Annotated in this window: 9 protein-coding genes; 1 reads left to right on the top strand and 8 read right to left on the bottom strand. The window is 70.1% G+C overall.

The annotated features are described in order from the left end of the window. Window positions 1–100: 100 nt before the first annotated feature. The 7 genes from ACGFT1_RS06315 to ngcE form a co-directional block, all read right to left on the bottom strand. Window positions 101–1,393 carry a sugar ABC transporter permease gene (locus tag ACGFT1_RS06315; protein WP_373907870.1) on the bottom strand — a complete coding sequence of 431 codons (1,293 nt, stop codon included), beginning with the start codon at window positions 1,391–1,393 and terminating at the stop codon, window positions 101–103. Next, a complete protein-coding gene (locus tag ACGFT1_RS06310) occupies window positions 1,390–2,178 on the bottom strand; it encodes an ATP-binding cassette domain-containing protein (RefSeq protein WP_373907869.1) in 789 nt (262 codons plus the stop codon). Before ACGFT1_RS06310 ends, ACGFT1_RS06315 begins: the two co-directional genes overlap by 4 nt. Window positions 2,179–2,356: 178 nt before the next feature. Continuing rightward, window positions 2,357–3,460, bottom strand: coding sequence for a substrate-binding domain-containing protein (locus ACGFT1_RS06305; protein WP_373908227.1), 1,104 nt, complete (start codon window positions 3,458–3,460; stop codon window positions 2,357–2,359). A 133-nt stretch (window positions 3,461–3,593) separates the two neighbouring features. Next, window positions 3,594–4,793, bottom strand: coding sequence for an ROK family transcriptional regulator (locus ACGFT1_RS06300; protein WP_373907868.1), 1,200 nt, complete (start codon window positions 4,791–4,793; stop codon window positions 3,594–3,596). A gap of 186 nt (window positions 4,794–4,979) precedes the next feature. Next, window positions 4,980–5,903 (bottom strand): carbohydrate ABC transporter permease, encoded by a 924-nt coding sequence (locus tag ACGFT1_RS06295; protein ID WP_373907867.1) that lies wholly within the window; start codon window positions 5,901–5,903, stop codon window positions 4,980–4,982. Between the two features lie 15 nt (window positions 5,904–5,918). After that, complete coding sequence (locus tag ACGFT1_RS06290) at window positions 5,919–6,854, bottom strand: carbohydrate ABC transporter permease (RefSeq protein WP_373907866.1); 936 nt, start codon at window positions 6,852–6,854, stop codon at window positions 5,919–5,921. A 123-nt stretch (window positions 6,855–6,977) separates the two neighbouring features. Continuing rightward, window positions 6,978–8,426: an N-acetylglucosamine/diacetylchitobiose ABC transporter substrate-binding protein gene (gene ngcE, locus ACGFT1_RS06285; protein ID WP_373907865.1), complete on the bottom strand. Its 1,449-nt coding sequence runs from the start codon at window positions 8,424–8,426 to the stop codon at window positions 6,978–6,980. 384 nt (window positions 8,427–8,810) lie between these two features. On the opposite strand from ngcE, the gene ACGFT1_RS06280 reads away from it, so the two are divergent. Further along, complete coding sequence (locus ACGFT1_RS06280; RefSeq protein ID WP_373907864.1) at window positions 8,811–12,614, top strand: GH92 family glycosyl hydrolase; 3,804 nt, start codon at window positions 8,811–8,813, stop codon at window positions 12,612–12,614. A 112-nt stretch (window positions 12,615–12,726) separates the two neighbouring features. On the opposite strand, the gene ACGFT1_RS06275 is transcribed toward ACGFT1_RS06280, so the two are convergent. Then, entirely contained in the window at window positions 12,727–16,041 is a 3,315-nt protein-coding gene (locus ACGFT1_RS06275; protein WP_373907863.1) for a GH92 family glycosyl hydrolase, read from the bottom strand. Window positions 16,042–16,364: the final 323 nt, after the last annotated feature.

Here is a 16,364-nt window from a genome sequence, read left to right as displayed (position 1 = left end):
TTGTCGAGTCTAATGTTCCGGCTTCGCGGGTGGTGCCCGGGTGCAAGACACGTAAGTGCCCGGCGCCGCGAGGGCGCCGGGCACGGGGACCGTCCGGGTGTTACGCCCGCCCGGCCGACTTCTGCGTCTTGCGGGTCACCGCGTCGATGACGACCGTGGCCAGCAGGACGCCGCCGGTGATCATGTACTGGACCGGGGAGGCGATGCCCTGGAGGGCGAGGCCGTACTGGATGGAGACGATCACCAGCACGCCGAGGAGCGCGTTCCAGGTCCGGCCCCGGCCGCCGAACAGGGACGTGCCGCCGATCACGGCCGCCGCGATCGCGTTCATCAGCAGGTCGCCGCCACCGGCGCCCTGGTTGGCCGAGGTGATCTTGGAGGCGATGAACAGACCGCCGATGGCCGCGAAGGTGCCGGAGATGGCGTAGACCGAGATCCGGACCGCCGCGACGTTGATGCCGGCCCGGCGGGACGCCTCGATGCTGCCGCCGAGGGCGAAGATCTTGCGGCCGTACGCCGTGCGGCGCAGCACGAAGTCGGTGATCACCAGGACCGCCAGGAACAGGACCACGGCCAGCGGCAGGCCCTTGTACTGGTTGAAGACGGCGGCGGCGGCGAAGGCCACGACGGCGAGGAGCACCGTGCGGACGATGATCTCGCTCAGCGGACGGGACGGCACACCCGCGGCCTCACGGCGGCGGTTGTCGAAGAACGCGGTGAGGAAGAACACCACGACGGCGACGACGGCGAGGCCGTAGGCGGCCGCCACGTCGCTGAAGTAGTAGCCGCTCAGCTTGGCGACCAGACCGCTGTCGTCCAGGTTGATCGTGCCGTTGCTGCCGAGGATCTGGAGCATGAAGCCGTTCCAGAACAGCAGGCCGGCCAGGGTGACGGCGAAGGCCGGGACACCGACCCGGGCGAAGAAGAAGCCGTGGATCGTGCCCGCGACCGCGCCGGTGAGGATGGCGAGGATCAGCGCCAGCCACTCGGCCATGCCGTGCGTGATGTTGAGGACGGCGAAGGCGGCGCCCGCGACACCGCTGACCGAACCGACCGACAGGTCGATCTCGCCGAGCAGCAGGACGAAGACGATGCCCACGGCGATCATGCCCGTGCCGACCATGGCCACGGAGATGTCGGACAGGTTGCCCGCGGTGAGGAAGTTCGAGTTCAGGCTGGCGAAGATCGCCCAGATGACGATCAGGCCGACGACGACCGGGATGGAGCCGAGGTCACCGGCGCGGATCTTGCGCTTGAACTCGCCGACGTAGCCGGCGAAGCCCTGCTCGCGCACGAGCAGCCGGGGGTCGACCGCCACGTCGGAGCCGGCGGCGGCCTCCGGGTTCTCCACGGTGTGGGGCCCGGCAGGGGCGGAGGTCTTGTCGATGCTCACTTCTGAGCCTCCCCGTTGCGCGCCGCACGGCGGGTCACGGCGTTGTCCGTGGCACCGGTGATGGCGGAGATGATCTCTTCCTGCGAGGTGGACTTGACCTCGAACACGCCGTTGTTGCGCCCCAGGCGCAGCACGGCGACCTTGTCCGCCACAGCCTTCACATCGGCCATGTTGTGGCTGATGAGGATCACGGCGTGGCCACGCTCGCGCAGCCGCTCCACCAGGTCGAGGACCTGCGCGGTCTGCTCGACACCGAGGGCCGCGGTGGGCTCGTCGAGGATGACCAGCTTGGGCTCGCCGAGCATGGAACGGGCGATGGCCACGGTCTGGCGCTGACCGCCGGAGAGCGAGGCGATCGGGATGCGCACGCTGGGGATGCGGATCGACAGCGTGGTGAGCAGCTCACGGGAGCGGCGCTCCATCTCCACCTCGTCCAGGACGCCGCGCTTGCGCAGCTCCCGGCCCAGGTAGAGGTTGCCGACGACGTCGATGTTGTCGCACAGCGCGAGGTCCTGGTAGACGGTCGCGATGCCCAGGTTCTGGGCGTCGTGCGGCTTGCTGATCGTGACGGCCTTGCCGTCCCACTCGATGACGCCCTCATCGATGGGATGCACGCCGGCGATCGTCTTGACCAGCGTGGACTTTCCGGCGCCGTTGTCGCCCACCAGGGCGACCACTTCACCGGCGTGGACCTCAAGCTCGACGTCGGTGAGCGCCTGGACGGCACCGAACCGCTTGGAGACCCCGCGCAACGCCAGCACGGGCGTAGCGGACACGTGAACCATCTCCTTCGCCGCCTGACCCGGCGGGAGGTTGTGCAGAAGTGTGGAAAGGGGGGTCCGTCCGGCGCCCCGCCCTAGCTTTGCGGGGCTGGTGGATGCGGGGCGCCGGAGGGGCTTGTCACCGCACGTGCCTGCCGGGGGGATCCTCGGGCAACGCGCGCGGTGCGAGTCGTGGGGCTGCTTACTTCAGACCGATCTTGTCGCAGGCCGACTTGTACTTGTCGGTGCAGATGTCGCTGATCGTGTAGAAGCCATCCTTGATGACGGTCTCCTTGATGTTGTCCTTGGTCAGCGAGATGACCGGGACGATGACCGAGGGGACCTGCTTCGTGGTCGGGCTGTCGACCTTGCTCGTGGCGATGGAGTCGAGCTTCTCGCCCTTGCCGAGCGCGACGGCCATCTTAGCGGCCACGGCGGCCTCCTGCGGGTAGGACTTGTACACGCTCATGTACTGGTCGCCCGTCACGATGCGCTGCACACCGGCGAGCTCGGCGTCCTGGCCGGTCACCGGGACGTTGATGCCCGCGGCCTTGAGCGCGGTGATGATACCGCCGGCCATGCCGTCGTTGGCCGAGTAGACGCCCACGATGTTCTTCTTGCCGAGGGCGGAGATGGCGCCCTCCATGTTGGCGTTGGCGTTCTCCGGCTTCCACTCCTTGGTGTCGTACGACTTGGCGATGTCGACCTTGCCCTTGAGCTCCGCCAGCGCGCCCTTCTTGAAGAAGGCGGCGTTCGGGTCGGTGATCGCGCCGTTCATCATCACGATCTTGGCGGAGGGCTTGGCCTTGTCGCCCAGCGCCTTCAGCAGGGCCTTGCCCTGAGTGTGGCCCACCGCTTCGTTGTCGAAGGAGGTGTAGGCGTCGATCGGGCCCTCGGCCAGGCGGTCGTAGGCGACGACCGGGATGCCTTCGTCCTTGGCCTTCTTGACCGAGCTGGCGATGGCCTTGGAGTCCACCGCGTCCACGATCAGCACGTCGACCTTGTTGGTCACCATCGTGTCGACCTGCTGGTTCTGCGTGGTGGCGTCCTGCTTGGCGTTCGCGTAGACGACCTTGCCCTTGCCGTTCGTCAGGTCGCTGACCTGCTTCTCGATGATGGGCTTGTCGAACTTCTCGTACCGCGCGGTCTGGTTCTCCGGAAGGAGCAGGCCCACCGTGATGGCGTCGCCCTTCTTCTTGCCGGAGCCGGCGTGGTCGCCGCCACCCTTGGACTCCTTGGCACTGCCACATGCGGCCAGCGAGACGGCCATGGCACCGGCGGCGACGGCAACGGCGACACGACGCATACGTGCGTTCACTTGAGAAACCTCCCTGACGAGGCCGCGTCGTTGCGGCCGAGGTGGCTGGAAGTCAACTCGGCCACACGTGCGACGTCAAGAAGTAAATCCTTAACGAGATGGCAACGGTGCCATCCGTTCTCTAAGTGAAGGCAGGGGTCGCCACCTGGAGCGCCCCCTCCAAAAGGGTCGAATCGCCCATCTCGCTGAGGGCCAGGGCGAGCGCCCCCAGCACCTCCGCACGACCGCCAAGTGCCCCGGGGCGCACGGACAGTTGGCGCGCCGCGCTGGGGATGGCGTAGCGGCCGACCGACTCCCTGATGGGCCCGAGGACCAGCTCACCGGCCTCGGCGAGATCACCGCCGAGGACCACCCGGCTCGGGTTCAGCAGGTTGCAGAGATTGGCCACTCCGCTGCCGATGTGGCGGCCCACGTCGGCGACCACCCGGCGGCAGCCCGGGTCACCGTCCCTGGCCAGCCGTACGACGCCCTCCATGGTCAGCTCGCTGCCGTGACTCGGCTGGAGCAGCGGGAGCACGTAGCGTGCCGCCGCGAAGGTCTCCAGGCAGCCGCGGTTGCCGCAGCGGCAGACCGGGCCGGACTCGTCCAGGGTGATGTGCCCGATCTCGCCGGCCGTGCCGCCGGGACCGCGGTAGATCTTCCCGTCGATCACCAGACCGGCGCCGACGCCGCTCGCGACCTTGATGTACGCCAGGTCGCGCACGCCCTTGCCGCTGCCCCAGACCAGCTCGCCGAGGGCACCGAGGTTGGCGTCGTTGTCCACGTGCACGGGCACGCCCAGCCGTTCGCGCAACTCCTCGGCGGGCTTGGTGCCGCCCCAGCCCGGCAGGATCGCGGTGGACCCCAGCGTGCCGGACTCCACGTCGATCGGACCCGGCACGCCGAGTCCCACGCCGGCCACCTTGGACCGGTCCACCCCGGTGGCCGCGACGAGCCGGCTGACCAGCTGTTCGGCCCGGTCGAAGCCCTGGTCGGCGGAGGCGTCGACGTCCAGCGGCTCGGCCTCCTCGGCCAGCACCTGGTGGGCGAGGTTCCCGATCGCGACGCGCAGATGGGTGTGCCCGAAGTCGACGCCGATCACGATGCCGGCGTCCCCGCTCAGGCTGACGCTGCGGGCCCGCCGCCCGCCCGCGGACGTCGGCGTGACCTCGACGGTCCCGCCGTCCTTCAGTTCCCGCACGATATTGGAGACGGTCGCGGCCGACAGACCGGTCGTCCGCGCGATCTCCGCCTGCGTGAGGGACCCGGCCAGGCGCACGGCCCGGACGACCCGCTCCAGGTTGGCCCGGTGCAGTGATGACTGCGACCCTGGAGTCTCCACGACGACCTCCTGAGCGCGGGGCCGCTTCGGCGAGGCCCCGTGTATGTCCAACTAGTGAACTCTAAGCTGAGCCGTTCGGGGTGACTCCCGTCAAGAGGTTGAACCGTTTCCGGGTATCCGGACATACGCGTGCGCGCCGTCCCCGGAGCCGGGAGCGGCGTGCGCGCGGACGGTCGCGACGTGCGGTTACTTAAGGGTCGCCGAGGTCAGCCCCGCCTGCACCTGGCGCTGGAAGGACAGGTACACCACCAGCATCGGGATCATGGCAATGGTCACACCCGCGAACAGGACCGGCAGGTCGGCGGCGTATCCCTGCTGCTGGTTCAGCTGGATCAGGCCCTGGGTGAGGACGTAGCGCTCGGGGTCGGAACCGCTCTGCGGCTGCATGAGGACCGTGGGCAGGATGAACTGGTTCCACTGCCCCAGCGTGTTGAAGATCCCTACGCTGATCAGCCCCGGCTTGGCCATGGGCAGCATCACCTGGAAGAACGTCCGGGTGTGCGAGGCGCCGTCCAGGACGGCCGCCTCGAAGACAGCGGTGGGCAGGGTCCGGAAGAAGGCGTGCATGAAGAACACCGTGAACGGCATCGAGTACGCGATGTAGACCAGCACCAGCCCCTGGTAGGTGTTCAGCATGTCCAGCCGTTTGACCATGAAGAACAGCGGGACCAGGGCCAGGAACACCGGGAACATCGCGCCGGCGACGAAGAAGTAGTACAGCAGCCGGTTGCCCGGGAACGGGTAGCGGGCCAGGACGTAGGCGGCCATCGACCCGAAGAGCATCGTCAGCGGCACGGAGAAGACCAGGACGATCAAGGTGTTCAGGAAGTAGTCGCCGATGCCCTTGTCCCAGGCGCGGGCGAAGACGTCCAGGGACCAGTGCCGGGGCCAGCCGAAGGCCGAGCCGCCGATCTGGGTGTCGGTCTTGAAGGAGCTGAGCACCAGCCACAGCAGCGGCAGCACGATCAGCAGGGCCCACAGGGCGAGGAAGCCGTGGGAGAAGGCGTTCAGGACCACACCCTCGCCGCGCCGGCCGCCGGCTCGCAGGGGGGTCCTGGCGACGGGCCGCCGGGCCGGCGCGGGGGCGGTTTCCTTGATGGGTGTGCTCATCGTCGTCTCTCCCGCTCAGAACTCGATGCGCTCGCGGCGGGTGGCGCGCAGCGTGACCACGGACAGGACCAGCGTGAGCAGCAGCATGACGACGCCCATGGCACAGGCGTAGCCGCTCTTGCCGTAGTAGAGGAAGTTGCGCATCATCACCGTCGACATCACGTCGCTGTGGTGGTCGGGGCCGCCGCCGTACGCGCCCATGTTCTGGGTCATGGCGGACACCAGGACGAACATGTCCATGGCGACGATGCCGAGGTAGACCCAGGCGGTCTGCACCGAGTCCCACAGCAGGGGCAGGGTGATGCGGAAGAAGGACTGGTCGCGGCTCGCCCCGTCGATCAGGGCGGCCTCGTAGATGTCCCGCGGGACGGACTGCATGGCGGCGGAGAACAACACCAGGTAGAAGCCGACGCCGTGCCAGACCACGACCAGCATCAGCGCCCAGAGGACCATGTTCGGCTCGTTGAGCCATTCGACGGGGTTGTCGGCGTCGACCAGCCCGGTCTTGATCAGCAGGCCGTTGAGCAGACCGCCGCCGTCGCTTCGGTACACGGCGTTGAAGAGCACCGCGAGGATCGCCAGGGACAGCACCTGCGGGAAGAAGTAGAGGATCTTGTAGAACGTCGCTCCGGTGACTCCTCGCACCCCGCCGGCCCGGCTGCGCCCGCCCGCGTTCAGCATGAAGGCGAAGAACAGGGCGAGCAGAATCGTGATCACCGGGATGAAGATCAGGAAGAGGATGTTGTGCCAGACGGCCTCCAGGAAGATGTCGTCCTGGAACAGCGCCCGGTAATTGTCCAGACCCACGAAGCGGAAGGTCTGCGACTCTCCCCTCCAGTCGGTCAGTGAATAACCGATCGTCTGGATGTACGGCCAGATCACGAAGATCAGATAAAGCGCCACGGGGACGAGGAGAAACCCCGTGACGAACCGGTACTGCCCTTTGCGCATACCTGCCCCTGACGTTCCGGTCCGCAGTGGCGCCCCTGAGGGAGCGCGGGGAACTGCGCGACACGCCGCGACGGGCCGCCATCCGCAGTCACACCCGCGTCCCCGGGGGGCCGCCCGGCGGGCCTAGTCCCGGTGGTTCTTCTTGGACGCGGGGTCCTTGGCCTGCTTGTCCACCGCTGCCTGACACCTCTTCAGCCACTCCTTGGGCTGGATGCGCCGGGCCATCAGCTCGTTGGACGCGGCCTCGATGGCGGTGCCCATCTCGCCGTACCACTCGGTGTACAGGTAGCGGAAGGTGTGGTCACCGGCCGCCTTGGACGCCTCGACCGTGGACTGGGTGCCCGGGCGCAGCCGCACATCCGGGTCGACGCCGTCCTTGAGGATGGTGAGCGAGTTGGCCTGCTTGGCGAAGAGCGTCGACCACTCCTTGGAGAGCATGCGCCGCATGAACTCCTTGGCGGCCGGCAGGTTCCCGGCCTTCGAGGGGATGACGAAGGGTTCGCCCGAGCCGGCCCGGATCGCCTCGAACGGCAGGGCGCTGCCGGGCAGCAGCGGCATGGGCAGGAACTTCATGTCGAAGTCCGTCGGCGTCTGCTTGAGCTGCTCGTTCTCCAGCCAGGAGCCGCAGGTGATGAACGCGGCCTTGTACTGGTTCCAGCGGGTCTGCGACTCGGTGTGGGTCAGGCCGTTCGTGCCGGGCATCAGATAGCCCTTCTCGACCACCTCGTAGACGGCCTCGACGGCGGCCTGCGCGGCCTCGGAGCCGACGAACGCCTTCGGATCCAGGTTGTCTATGGCCTTCATCGCGTCCAGACCGCCCTTCTTGGCGATCAGGTCCATCAGGGCGACGTTGATGTAGTACGGGTACTTGCCCTGGTGGGCGAGACCGCCGATGCCCTGCGACTTCGCGTCCTTGCAGATGGCGAGGAAGTCGTCCCAGGTCTTCGGCGCCTGCCAGCCCTTCTCCTTGAAGAGCTTGCCGGAGTACCACAGGCCCCAGACCGTGTAGATGTAGTTCAGCGCGACGATCTTGCCCTCCTGCATGCCCGGGTCGAGCGTGCCGGGGATCAGGGTGTCGCGGACCTTGCGGGCCGGGTCGTCGAGCGAGGGCGCGTCCAGGACCTCGGCGAGGTCGAGGAGCTGGCCGTTCTTGTACAGCACATCGATGTTGATCTTCTGGGCGCCCGAGTCGTCCACGATGTCCGGCGGGTTGCCCGCGTTGAAGCGCGGCTGGAGCTTGCCGGTGATCTCCTGGGTGCCTGTGTGGCTGGAAGTGACGCCGAGCTTGCCGGCGAAGTCGGCCTCCCACGCCTTGGCGTAGTCGTCGCCGTATCCGCCCTTGAAGACGACGACGTCGAGCTTGCTGCCCTTCTTGGCGCCGAAGGGGTTGTCCTTCGACGTCTTCCCCTTGGCCGTGTCCTCGCCGTCGCCTCCGCCACCGCCACCGCTGGCGCACGCGGACAGGAAGCTCATCGCCGGGACACCGACCAGGCCTAGCGCGGCGGACCGCTTGATCAGTGCGCGGCGGCCCACACCTGCGCGGCCGTGGTCCCCTTCGGAACTGGATCCCATGCTCAAGTCCTCGCCTTCTCCAGGACTCAGGCGGTGAACCGGATCCTGCCCGGCACCGCGGTCGGGTCAAGCTGGGTGGTGCAGGAAGTGCGGAGTACGTGTGGTGCCGGGAGTGCGATTCTGTACCGGGCGCCGACAGGTATAGTCCACTTCCGGCCGACGGAGCAAGATCGAACGCAAGGTTGGCCATGGGTCTTTTCCGAGTTGAGACCTCACGGAAATATCCGGAGCCAATGCGTGCCATGCCCGGAAAACCAGCGGCATAACGCCCTGAATGCCGCAGTCAACACCCTTGACATGCCCGGCCACTTGACCACCTACTGGTTTCTGCGCCCCGCAGCTGACAACGTTGTCCGAAGAGGGTGCAGGAGGGGAATTCCGTAGATGCAGCTCAGAACTCGGCACAGCTGGGGCCCGGCGGCCGTCCTCACGGCCGCCTTTGTCATGGCCGTCGGCGCGCAGGGCGCGGCGGTCGCCCTGCCGGCCAGGGCCGCGGCGGCCGGCCAGGAGTTCGCGTCCTCCTTCGAGGCGGGGGATCCGGCACCGGACTGGCTGAACACCGTCGACACCGGGCCGGACGGCGGCAAGCGCGCCTCGGGCGTCGACGGCGGGTACAGCACCGGCATCCCGGGCAATGTGACCGACCACGTCACCGAGGTCGGCGCGAGCGGCGAGAACCCGGGCGCGGGCGAGGTGAAGGAGAACCTCGTCGACGGCGAGCCCGGTACCAAGTGGCTGACCTTCGGCTCCACCGGCTGGGTGGAGTTCGACCTGGACAAGCCCATCCGGATAACGACGTACGCCCTCACCTCGGCCAACGACTACGCCGAACGGGACCCCGCGGACTGGACCCTGCGGGGCTCCACCGACGGCAAGGACTGGAAGACCGTCGACACCCGCTCGGGCGAGGCGTTCTCCGAACGGTTCCGGACCAAGTCCTACGACCTCGCAGAGCCGGCCGAGTTCCGGCACTTCCGGCTGGAGGTGACACGGAACAACGGTGCCCCTGACCTCCTCCAGCTCGCCGACGTGCAGTTCTCCACCGGCAGTGAGGGCGGACCGGTGCCGCAGGACATGCTGACCCTGACCGACCGGGGCCCGAGCGGCTCGCCGACCGCCAAGGCGCGGGCCGGTTTCACCGGGAAGCGGGCCCTGCGTTACGCCGGACGGCACACGGCGGCCGGCCGGGCGTACTCGTACAACAAGGTCTTCGACGTGAACGTGGAGGTCGGCCGCGACACCCGGCTGTCGTACCGCCTCTTCCCCTCGATGGCCGACGGCGACCGTGACTACGACGCCACCTTCGTCTCCCTCGACCTGGCCTTCACCGACGGCACCTATCTGAGCGATCTGAACGCACTGGACGAGCACGGCTTCCCGCTCTCACCGCGCGGACAGGGAGCGTCGAAGGCGTTGTACGTCAACCAGTGGAACAACGTGAGCGCCCGGATCGGCGCGGTGGCGGCGGGCCGGACGGTCGACCGGATCCTGGTGGCGTACGACTCCCCCGCCGGTCCGGCGAAGTTCCGCGGCTGGATCGACGACGTGTCCCTGGGACCCGTGGCGCCGGAGCGGCCGAAGGCGCACCTGTCGGACTACGCCCTGACCACCCGCGGCACCAACTCCAGCGGCAGCTTCTCGCGCGGCAACGACTTCCCGGCGACGGCCCTGCCGCACGGCTTCAACTTTTGGACGCCGGTCACCAACGCGTCCTCGCTGAGCTGGCTGTACGAGTACGCACGTGCGAACAACGCCGACAACCTGCCGACGATCCAGGCGTTCAGCGCCAGTCACGAGCCGAGCCCGTGGATGGGCGACCGGCAGACCTTCCAGCTGATGCCGTCGACCGCGTCCGGCACCCCGGACACCGGGCGCGAGGCGCGGGCACTGCCCTTCCGGCACGAGAACGAGACCGCGCGGCCCTACTACTACGGCGTCCGGTTCGACAACGGCCTCAAAGCCGAGATGACCCCGACCGACCACGCGGCCGTCCTCCGCTTCACCTACCCCGGTGACGACGCGAGCGTGCTGTTCGACAACGTCACCGAGCAGGCCGGTCTGACCCTCGACAAGGAGCACGGCACCCTCACCGGTTACTCGGACGTCAAGTCGGGGCTGTCCACGGGCGCTACCCGGCTGTTCGTGTACGGCGAGTTCGACAAGCCCGTGACGGCCGGCGGCACGAGCGGGGTGAAGGGCTTCCTGCGCTTCGACGCGGGCGCCGACCGCACCGTCACCCTGCGGATCGCCACCTCGCTCATCGGCGTCGACCAGGCGAAGGACAACCTGCGCCAGGAGGTCCCGGACGGCGCGTCCTTCGACACGGTCAGGGCCCACGCCCGGCGCGTCTGGGACAAGCTGCTGGGCAGGGTCGAGGTGGCGGGCGCGACCCCGGACCAGCTGACCACGCTGTACTCCGGGCTGTACCGGCTGTACCTCTACCCCAACTCCGGCTTCGAGAAGGCCGGCGGGAAGAACCGGTACGCCTCCCCCTTCTCCCCCATGCCGGGCCCGGACACCCCGACGCACACCGGCGCGAAGATCGTCGACGGCACGGTGTACGTCAACAACGGCTTCTGGGACACCTATCGCACCACCTGGCCCGCGTACGCGTTCCTGACGCCCGCCCAGGCGGGGCGCATGGTCGACGGGTTCGTGCAGCAGTACAAGGACGGCGGCTGGACCTCACGCTGGTCCTCCCCCGGCTACGCCGACCTCATGACCGGCACCTCCTCGGACGTGGCGTTCGCCGACGCCTACGTCAAGGGCGTGAAGTTCGACGCGCGGGCGGCCTACGACGCGGCCGTGAAGAACGCGACCGTCGTCCCGCCGATGCCGGGCGTGGGCCGCAAGGGCATGAGCACCTCGCCCTTCCTCGGCTACACCGGCACCGACACGCACGAGGGCCTGTCCTGGGCGATGGAGGGCTACGTCAACGACTACGGCATCGCGAAGATGGGCGAGGCGCTCTACCGCAAGACGGGTGAGAAACGCTACCGCGAGGAGTCGGAGTACTTCCTCGACCGGGCCCGGGACTACGTCAGGCTGTTCGACGCCAGGGCCGGCTTCTTCCAGGGCCGGGACGCCGGGGGCGAGTGGCGCGTGAAGTCCTCGGAGTACGACCCGCGCGTGTGGGGCTACGACTACACGGAGACCAACGGCTGGGGCTACGCCTTCTCCGCCCCGCAGGACAGCCGGGGCCTGGCCAACCTCTACGGCGGCCGGGACGGCCTCGCGGACAAGCTCGACACGTACTTCGCCACCCCCGAGACGGCCTCCCCGGACTACGTCGGCTCCTACGGCGGAGTCATCCACGAGATGACCGAGGCCCGGGACGTCCGCATGGGCATGTACGGCCACTCCAACCAGGTCGCGCACCACGTGCTCTACATGTACGACGCGGCCGGTCAGCCCTGGAAGACGCAGGCCCTCGTGCGCGAGGCGCTCTCCCGGCTCTACACCGGCAGCGAGATCGGGCAGGGCTACCACGGTGACGAGGACAACGGCGAGCAGTCGGCCTGGTACCTCTTCTCCGCGCTCGGCTTCTACCCGCTGGTCATGGGCAGTGGCGAGTACTCCATCGGCTCTCCGCTGTTCAAGCAGGTCACCGTGCACCTGGAGAACGGCCGGGACCTGGTGGTCCGGGCGCCGCGCAACAGCGCCAGGAACGTCTACGTCCAGGGCGTCACGTTCAACGGCCGCCCCTGGACGTCGACCTCGCTCCCCCACTCCCTGCTGTCCGAGGGCGGGGTGCTGGACTTCCTCATGGGCGCCGAACCGTCGACGTGGGGCACGGGGAAGGACGCGGCGCCGGTCTCCGTCACCCGGGACGACAAGGTCCCGGCACCCCGGTCGGACGTCCTGAAGGGCGAGGGGCCGCTCTTCGACGACACCTCGGCGACGAGCGCGACGCTCACCTCGGCGGACCTGCCGGTCCCGGGCGCCGTGAAGCCGGTGCAGTACACGCTGACCTCGTCGGCGGACCACACCAGGGCGCCGGCCGGCTGGACCCTCCAGGGCTCCGCCGACGGCACGGCCTGGCGGACCCTGGACCACCGCTCCGGTGAGACGTTCGCCTGGGACCGGCAGACCCGTGCCTTCACCATCGCCGCGCCCGGCACGTACACGAGGTACCGCTTGGTCCTGGACGGCGCGTCGGACCTGGCGGAGGTGGAACTGCTGGCCTGACCGTCCGGCGCGTACGGCGGCCGGCCGTTCGGCCGGACGGCGCGCGGCACGGCGGACAGAGGGAAGCGGCCCCCCCCCGGAACCGGGGGCGGGCCGCTTCGGTGCGCGGGGCTCAGCCCGTCGCGAGGGTGAACACGTGCAGGTCGCCGTCGCGCGGGAGCGTGACACTCCGGATCGCCCTGCCCGCCGGGGCCCGGAACGGCCTGGTGGCGAACACGTACGTCGCGACCGGGTCCTTGTCCGCGCCCTGGGCATTGCGGTACGCGGTCCTGGCGACGACCTCGTTGCCGTACTGCACGGCGCCGCCTCCGCCGCCCACCGTCCAGTCGGTGAAGGACAGCTCGACGGTGCCGGTGGTGCCGTCGGTGTACGTGACGGTGGCCTCGGAGCGCCGGTCGCCGTTGACGGCGCTGCCCACGAAGGCAAGCCGGTCCGCGGGGGCCGGCAGCCCGATGGTCTGCCCGGCCGCGGAGGCGTTGTCGGGGCGGCCGTCGGGTGAGGCGGGCCAGGTGAACACCAGCCCGCCGACGGTGCCCCGGGCGCCCCCGGTGAGCCCGGCGGCGGCGAGCGCCTGGCGTGAGTAGCTCCAGCCGCCGCCGTCGAAGTCCGCCTCGCCGTGGTCACCGGAGTCGTCGCAGACGCCCGTGTCGTCGTAGGCGGCGAGCAGCGTGCCCGCGGCGGCCACGGTGAGGGTCACGGGCTGCCGGTAGGAGGTGCCGCCCGAGGTCACCGTGACCTTCACGTCGGCGAAGCCCTGTTCGGCGTCCCGGGCCGCCGTGAGCGTGATCTCCCCGGCGCCGCCGGTGACCGTGCCCACGGCGGGCGTGGCCGTGATCCCGGCCGGGGTCTCCACCCGGAAACGCACCCGCGGGCCGGTGCCGCCGGTCAGGGACAGCGCGCGGACGCCGACCGTGGTGCTGTCGCCGGGTGCGAGGGTGGCGGCGGTGGGCCCGACACCGATCTGGTACGGCTGCTCGCCCTGACGGAAGGACGGCGGCGGGCTGTCCGCGCCCCAGGCGCGGTTCGCGGTGCGGCCCAGGGTGTAGTCGAGCCGGCCGCCGTCCCGGACGAAGGAGGCGGGCAGCCAGGGGCGGTCGACGGGGCGGCCGTCGACCCGCAGGGACTGGACGTAGGGTGCGTCGGCCGCCGCTCCCGTCGCGTGCACGGAGATGTCGTTGCCGTGCGGCCGGCCGATCTCGACGCGCTCGAACAGCGGGGAGGCGAGGACCAGCTCCGCCCGCGACGGCACATGCGGATACATGCCGAGGGCCGAGAAGACGTACCAGGCCGACATCGCGCCGAGGTCGTCGTTGCCCGGGATGCCGCCGGGCCGGTCGGACCACAGCCGCCGCATCGCCGCGCGGACGGTCTCCTGCGTCCTGTAGGGGGCGCCCGCGTAGTCGTACAGGTAGGGGACGTTGATCGACGGCTCGTTGTCCAGCTCCGCCTTGGTGCCGCCGCCACCGGTGAACGCCCAGCCGCCGTCGGCGTCGTGGAAGAAGTCGTCCAGCCGGGCCAGGGCCCGGTCCCGGCCGCCGAGCGCGGCGAAGAGGCCCGCCGGATCGTGCGGGACCATCCAGGTGTACTGGGCGGCCGTGCCCTCCACGAAGCCGTGTCCGGTGTCCGGGGCGAAGCCGGTCACCCAGCTGCCGTCGGCCCTGCGGTCGGCCGTGTAGGCGCCGGAGGGGGCGGCCGCGGCGTCGAGGTTGTTCTGCCACCACTGCGCGCGCCGGGCGAAGCGGGCCTGCGTGTCCTTGTCCCCCGCCGCCCGGGCGAGCTGGGAGATGGCGAAGTCCGCGGTGGACATCTCCAGGGTCTCGGCGGCGCCGCCCCAGGCGTTGGACACGCTGGGCATGTAGTGCAGCTTCAGGTACTTGTCGAGCGAGGGGCGCTGGCCTGCGGACAGCACGGGCTTGCCGGCCGCCGACAGGTCCTGCGGGGTGGGCACGGTCGCCGCCCTGACCAGCGAGCGCAGGGCGCCCTTCAGGTCGAAACCGGTTCCGCCGAAGGCGTGGATGCCGGCCAGCGCGGTCGGCGCGGGGTCGCCGTTCATGACGTGGGTGCCGCTCGCGCCGTGCAGCCAGCGGTCCCAGACGCCGTTGTTCTGGCGGGCCAGGGTGTAGAGCGACCGGGCGATGTCGGATCCGGTGTCCGGGTCGAGGAGGGTGAGGAGCTGGAGCTGGTCGCGGTAGACGTCCCAGCCGGAGAAGGTGCCGTACTGGGCGCGCGGGCGGTGCCCGGCCGGGCCCCGCCGGCCGTCCCCGCCGGGGGGCGCGCCGACGGCGGTGTGCACCCGTCCGTCGGCTCCCCGGTACCCGCCGTCGGCGTCGCTGATGACGTTCGGGTGCAGCAGCGCGTGGTACAGCGCGGTGTAGAAGGTGGTGCGCTCGGCCTCCGTGCCGCCGCCGACCCGGACCGCGCCCAGCCGCTCCCGCCAGGCGCGCCGGGCCGCGTCGCGGACGGTGTCGAAGGTGCGGTCCGGCGGGTTCTCGGCGGCGAGGTTGGCCTCGGCCGCCGCCCGGCTGACGTAGGAGATGCCGACCTCGGCGTTCACCGGTCCGTCGCCGGGCGCGAACTGCACGTATCCGCCGGCGCCCCTGCCCGCGACGGGCCGGCCGCCGTGGGAGAAGCCGCCGGTGCCGCCGGACGCCTTGCGGGATCCGGGCCGGAGCGTGTCGTCGTGCCAGGTGCCGGTGGCCTCGAAGGCGCGGTCGAAGCGGGCGGTGAAGTGCAGGGTGTAGTAGGCGCGCCGCCCTTCGGGGTCGAGGTGGCCGCAGAAGTTCCCGGAGGTGACCGAGCCGGAGACGGTGCGGGTGTCCGGGTCGATCGAGACGGTCGCGTCCTCGGAGCCCACCTCGGAGTCGGAGGTGCGCACGAGCAGGGAGGCGGGTGCCCCGGCGGGGAAGGTGAAGCGGGCGGAGCCGGTGCGGGCGGTGGCGGTGAGGTCGGCGGTGACGCCGGAGTCCAGGGCGACCTTGTAGTGGCCGGGTTCGGCGGTCTCGTCGGCGGGGGTGAAGCCCGACGCGTAGACGGTGTTCCCCGTGTCGCTCGCCGGGGAGGAGGTGACCTCGCCGGCGTACGGGAAGAACGGGATGTCACCGCTGCCGCCGGCGCAGCCGGTGCCGGACATGTGGGTGAGGCTGAAGCCCCGGATGCGGGTGGCGTCGTACCGGTAGCCGCCCGGTGCGGCCGTTCGCGTCGCGTCGCCGCGGGTGTTCTCCGGGCTCCAGGAGAGCATGCCGAACGGTACGACGGCGCCCGGGAAGACGTCGCCGCCGCCGCTGGTGCCGATCAGCGGATCGACGTACGGCGTGGGGTCCTGGACGAGGCGGGGTGGCGCGGCGGGCGCCGCGAGGGCGGGGGTTGCGGTGCCGGCGGTCGCCAGGAGCGCGGCCAGCAGCAGGGACGTGGGTGGTCGTAAACGCATGACGCGGCCCTTCCTCCTTACGGACGGGTCGCGCACCACGGGTCGCACAAGCCGCAGGGACAGTAGCGTGGGTCACCGGTACCACGGAAGACCGCCCGCGCCCGGGCAGGCGCGCCCCCGCCTCACCCGGCCGGACCGGTCAAAGTGGGTTGACATCGTTGTCGGTTGCGGCGGTAGAGTCAGGTACGAACCTTTTGACAACGATGTCGCGCACCGGTGCGGGCGCACGAGCCACCCGGTTCCCGCCCTCCCCGGGCAGGCCGCCGACCCGCCCCGCCCGCCCCGTCCCGCCGGTGGTCGTTTGAAGGCGGGGCGCGGCGGGT

The sequence above is a fragment of the Streptomyces sp. Y20 genome (assembly GCF_043195475.1).
Classification (GTDB): domain Bacteria; phylum Actinomycetota; class Actinomycetes; order Streptomycetales; family Streptomycetaceae; genus Streptomyces.
This window is presented reverse-complemented; position numbering and strand designations above follow the sequence as displayed.

Coding starts and splice junctions, on each gene's coding strand:
- ACGFT1_RS06305 (WP_373908227.1), bottom strand. CDS start 3,460: ATGCGTCGTGTCGCCGTTGCCGTCGCCGCCGGTGCCATGGCCGTCTCG.
- ngcE (WP_373907865.1), bottom strand. CDS start 8,426: ATGGGATCCAGTTCCGAAGGGGACCACGGCCGCGCAGGTGTGGGCCGC.
- ACGFT1_RS06295 (WP_373907867.1), bottom strand. CDS start 5,903: ATGAGCACACCCATCAAGGAAACCGCCCCCGCGCCGGCCCGGCGGCCC.
- ACGFT1_RS06275 (WP_373907863.1), bottom strand. CDS start 16,041: ATGCGTTTACGACCACCCACGTCCCTGCTGCTGGCCGCGCTCCTGGCG.
- ACGFT1_RS06290 (WP_373907866.1), bottom strand. CDS start 6,854: ATGCGCAAAGGGCAGTACCGGTTCGTCACGGGGTTTCTCCTCGTCCCC.
- ACGFT1_RS06310 (WP_373907869.1), bottom strand. CDS start 2,178: ATGGTTCACGTGTCCGCTACGCCCGTGCTGGCGTTGCGCGGGGTCTCC.
- ACGFT1_RS06280 (WP_373907864.1), top strand. CDS start 8,811: ATGCAGCTCAGAACTCGGCACAGCTGGGGCCCGGCGGCCGTCCTCACG.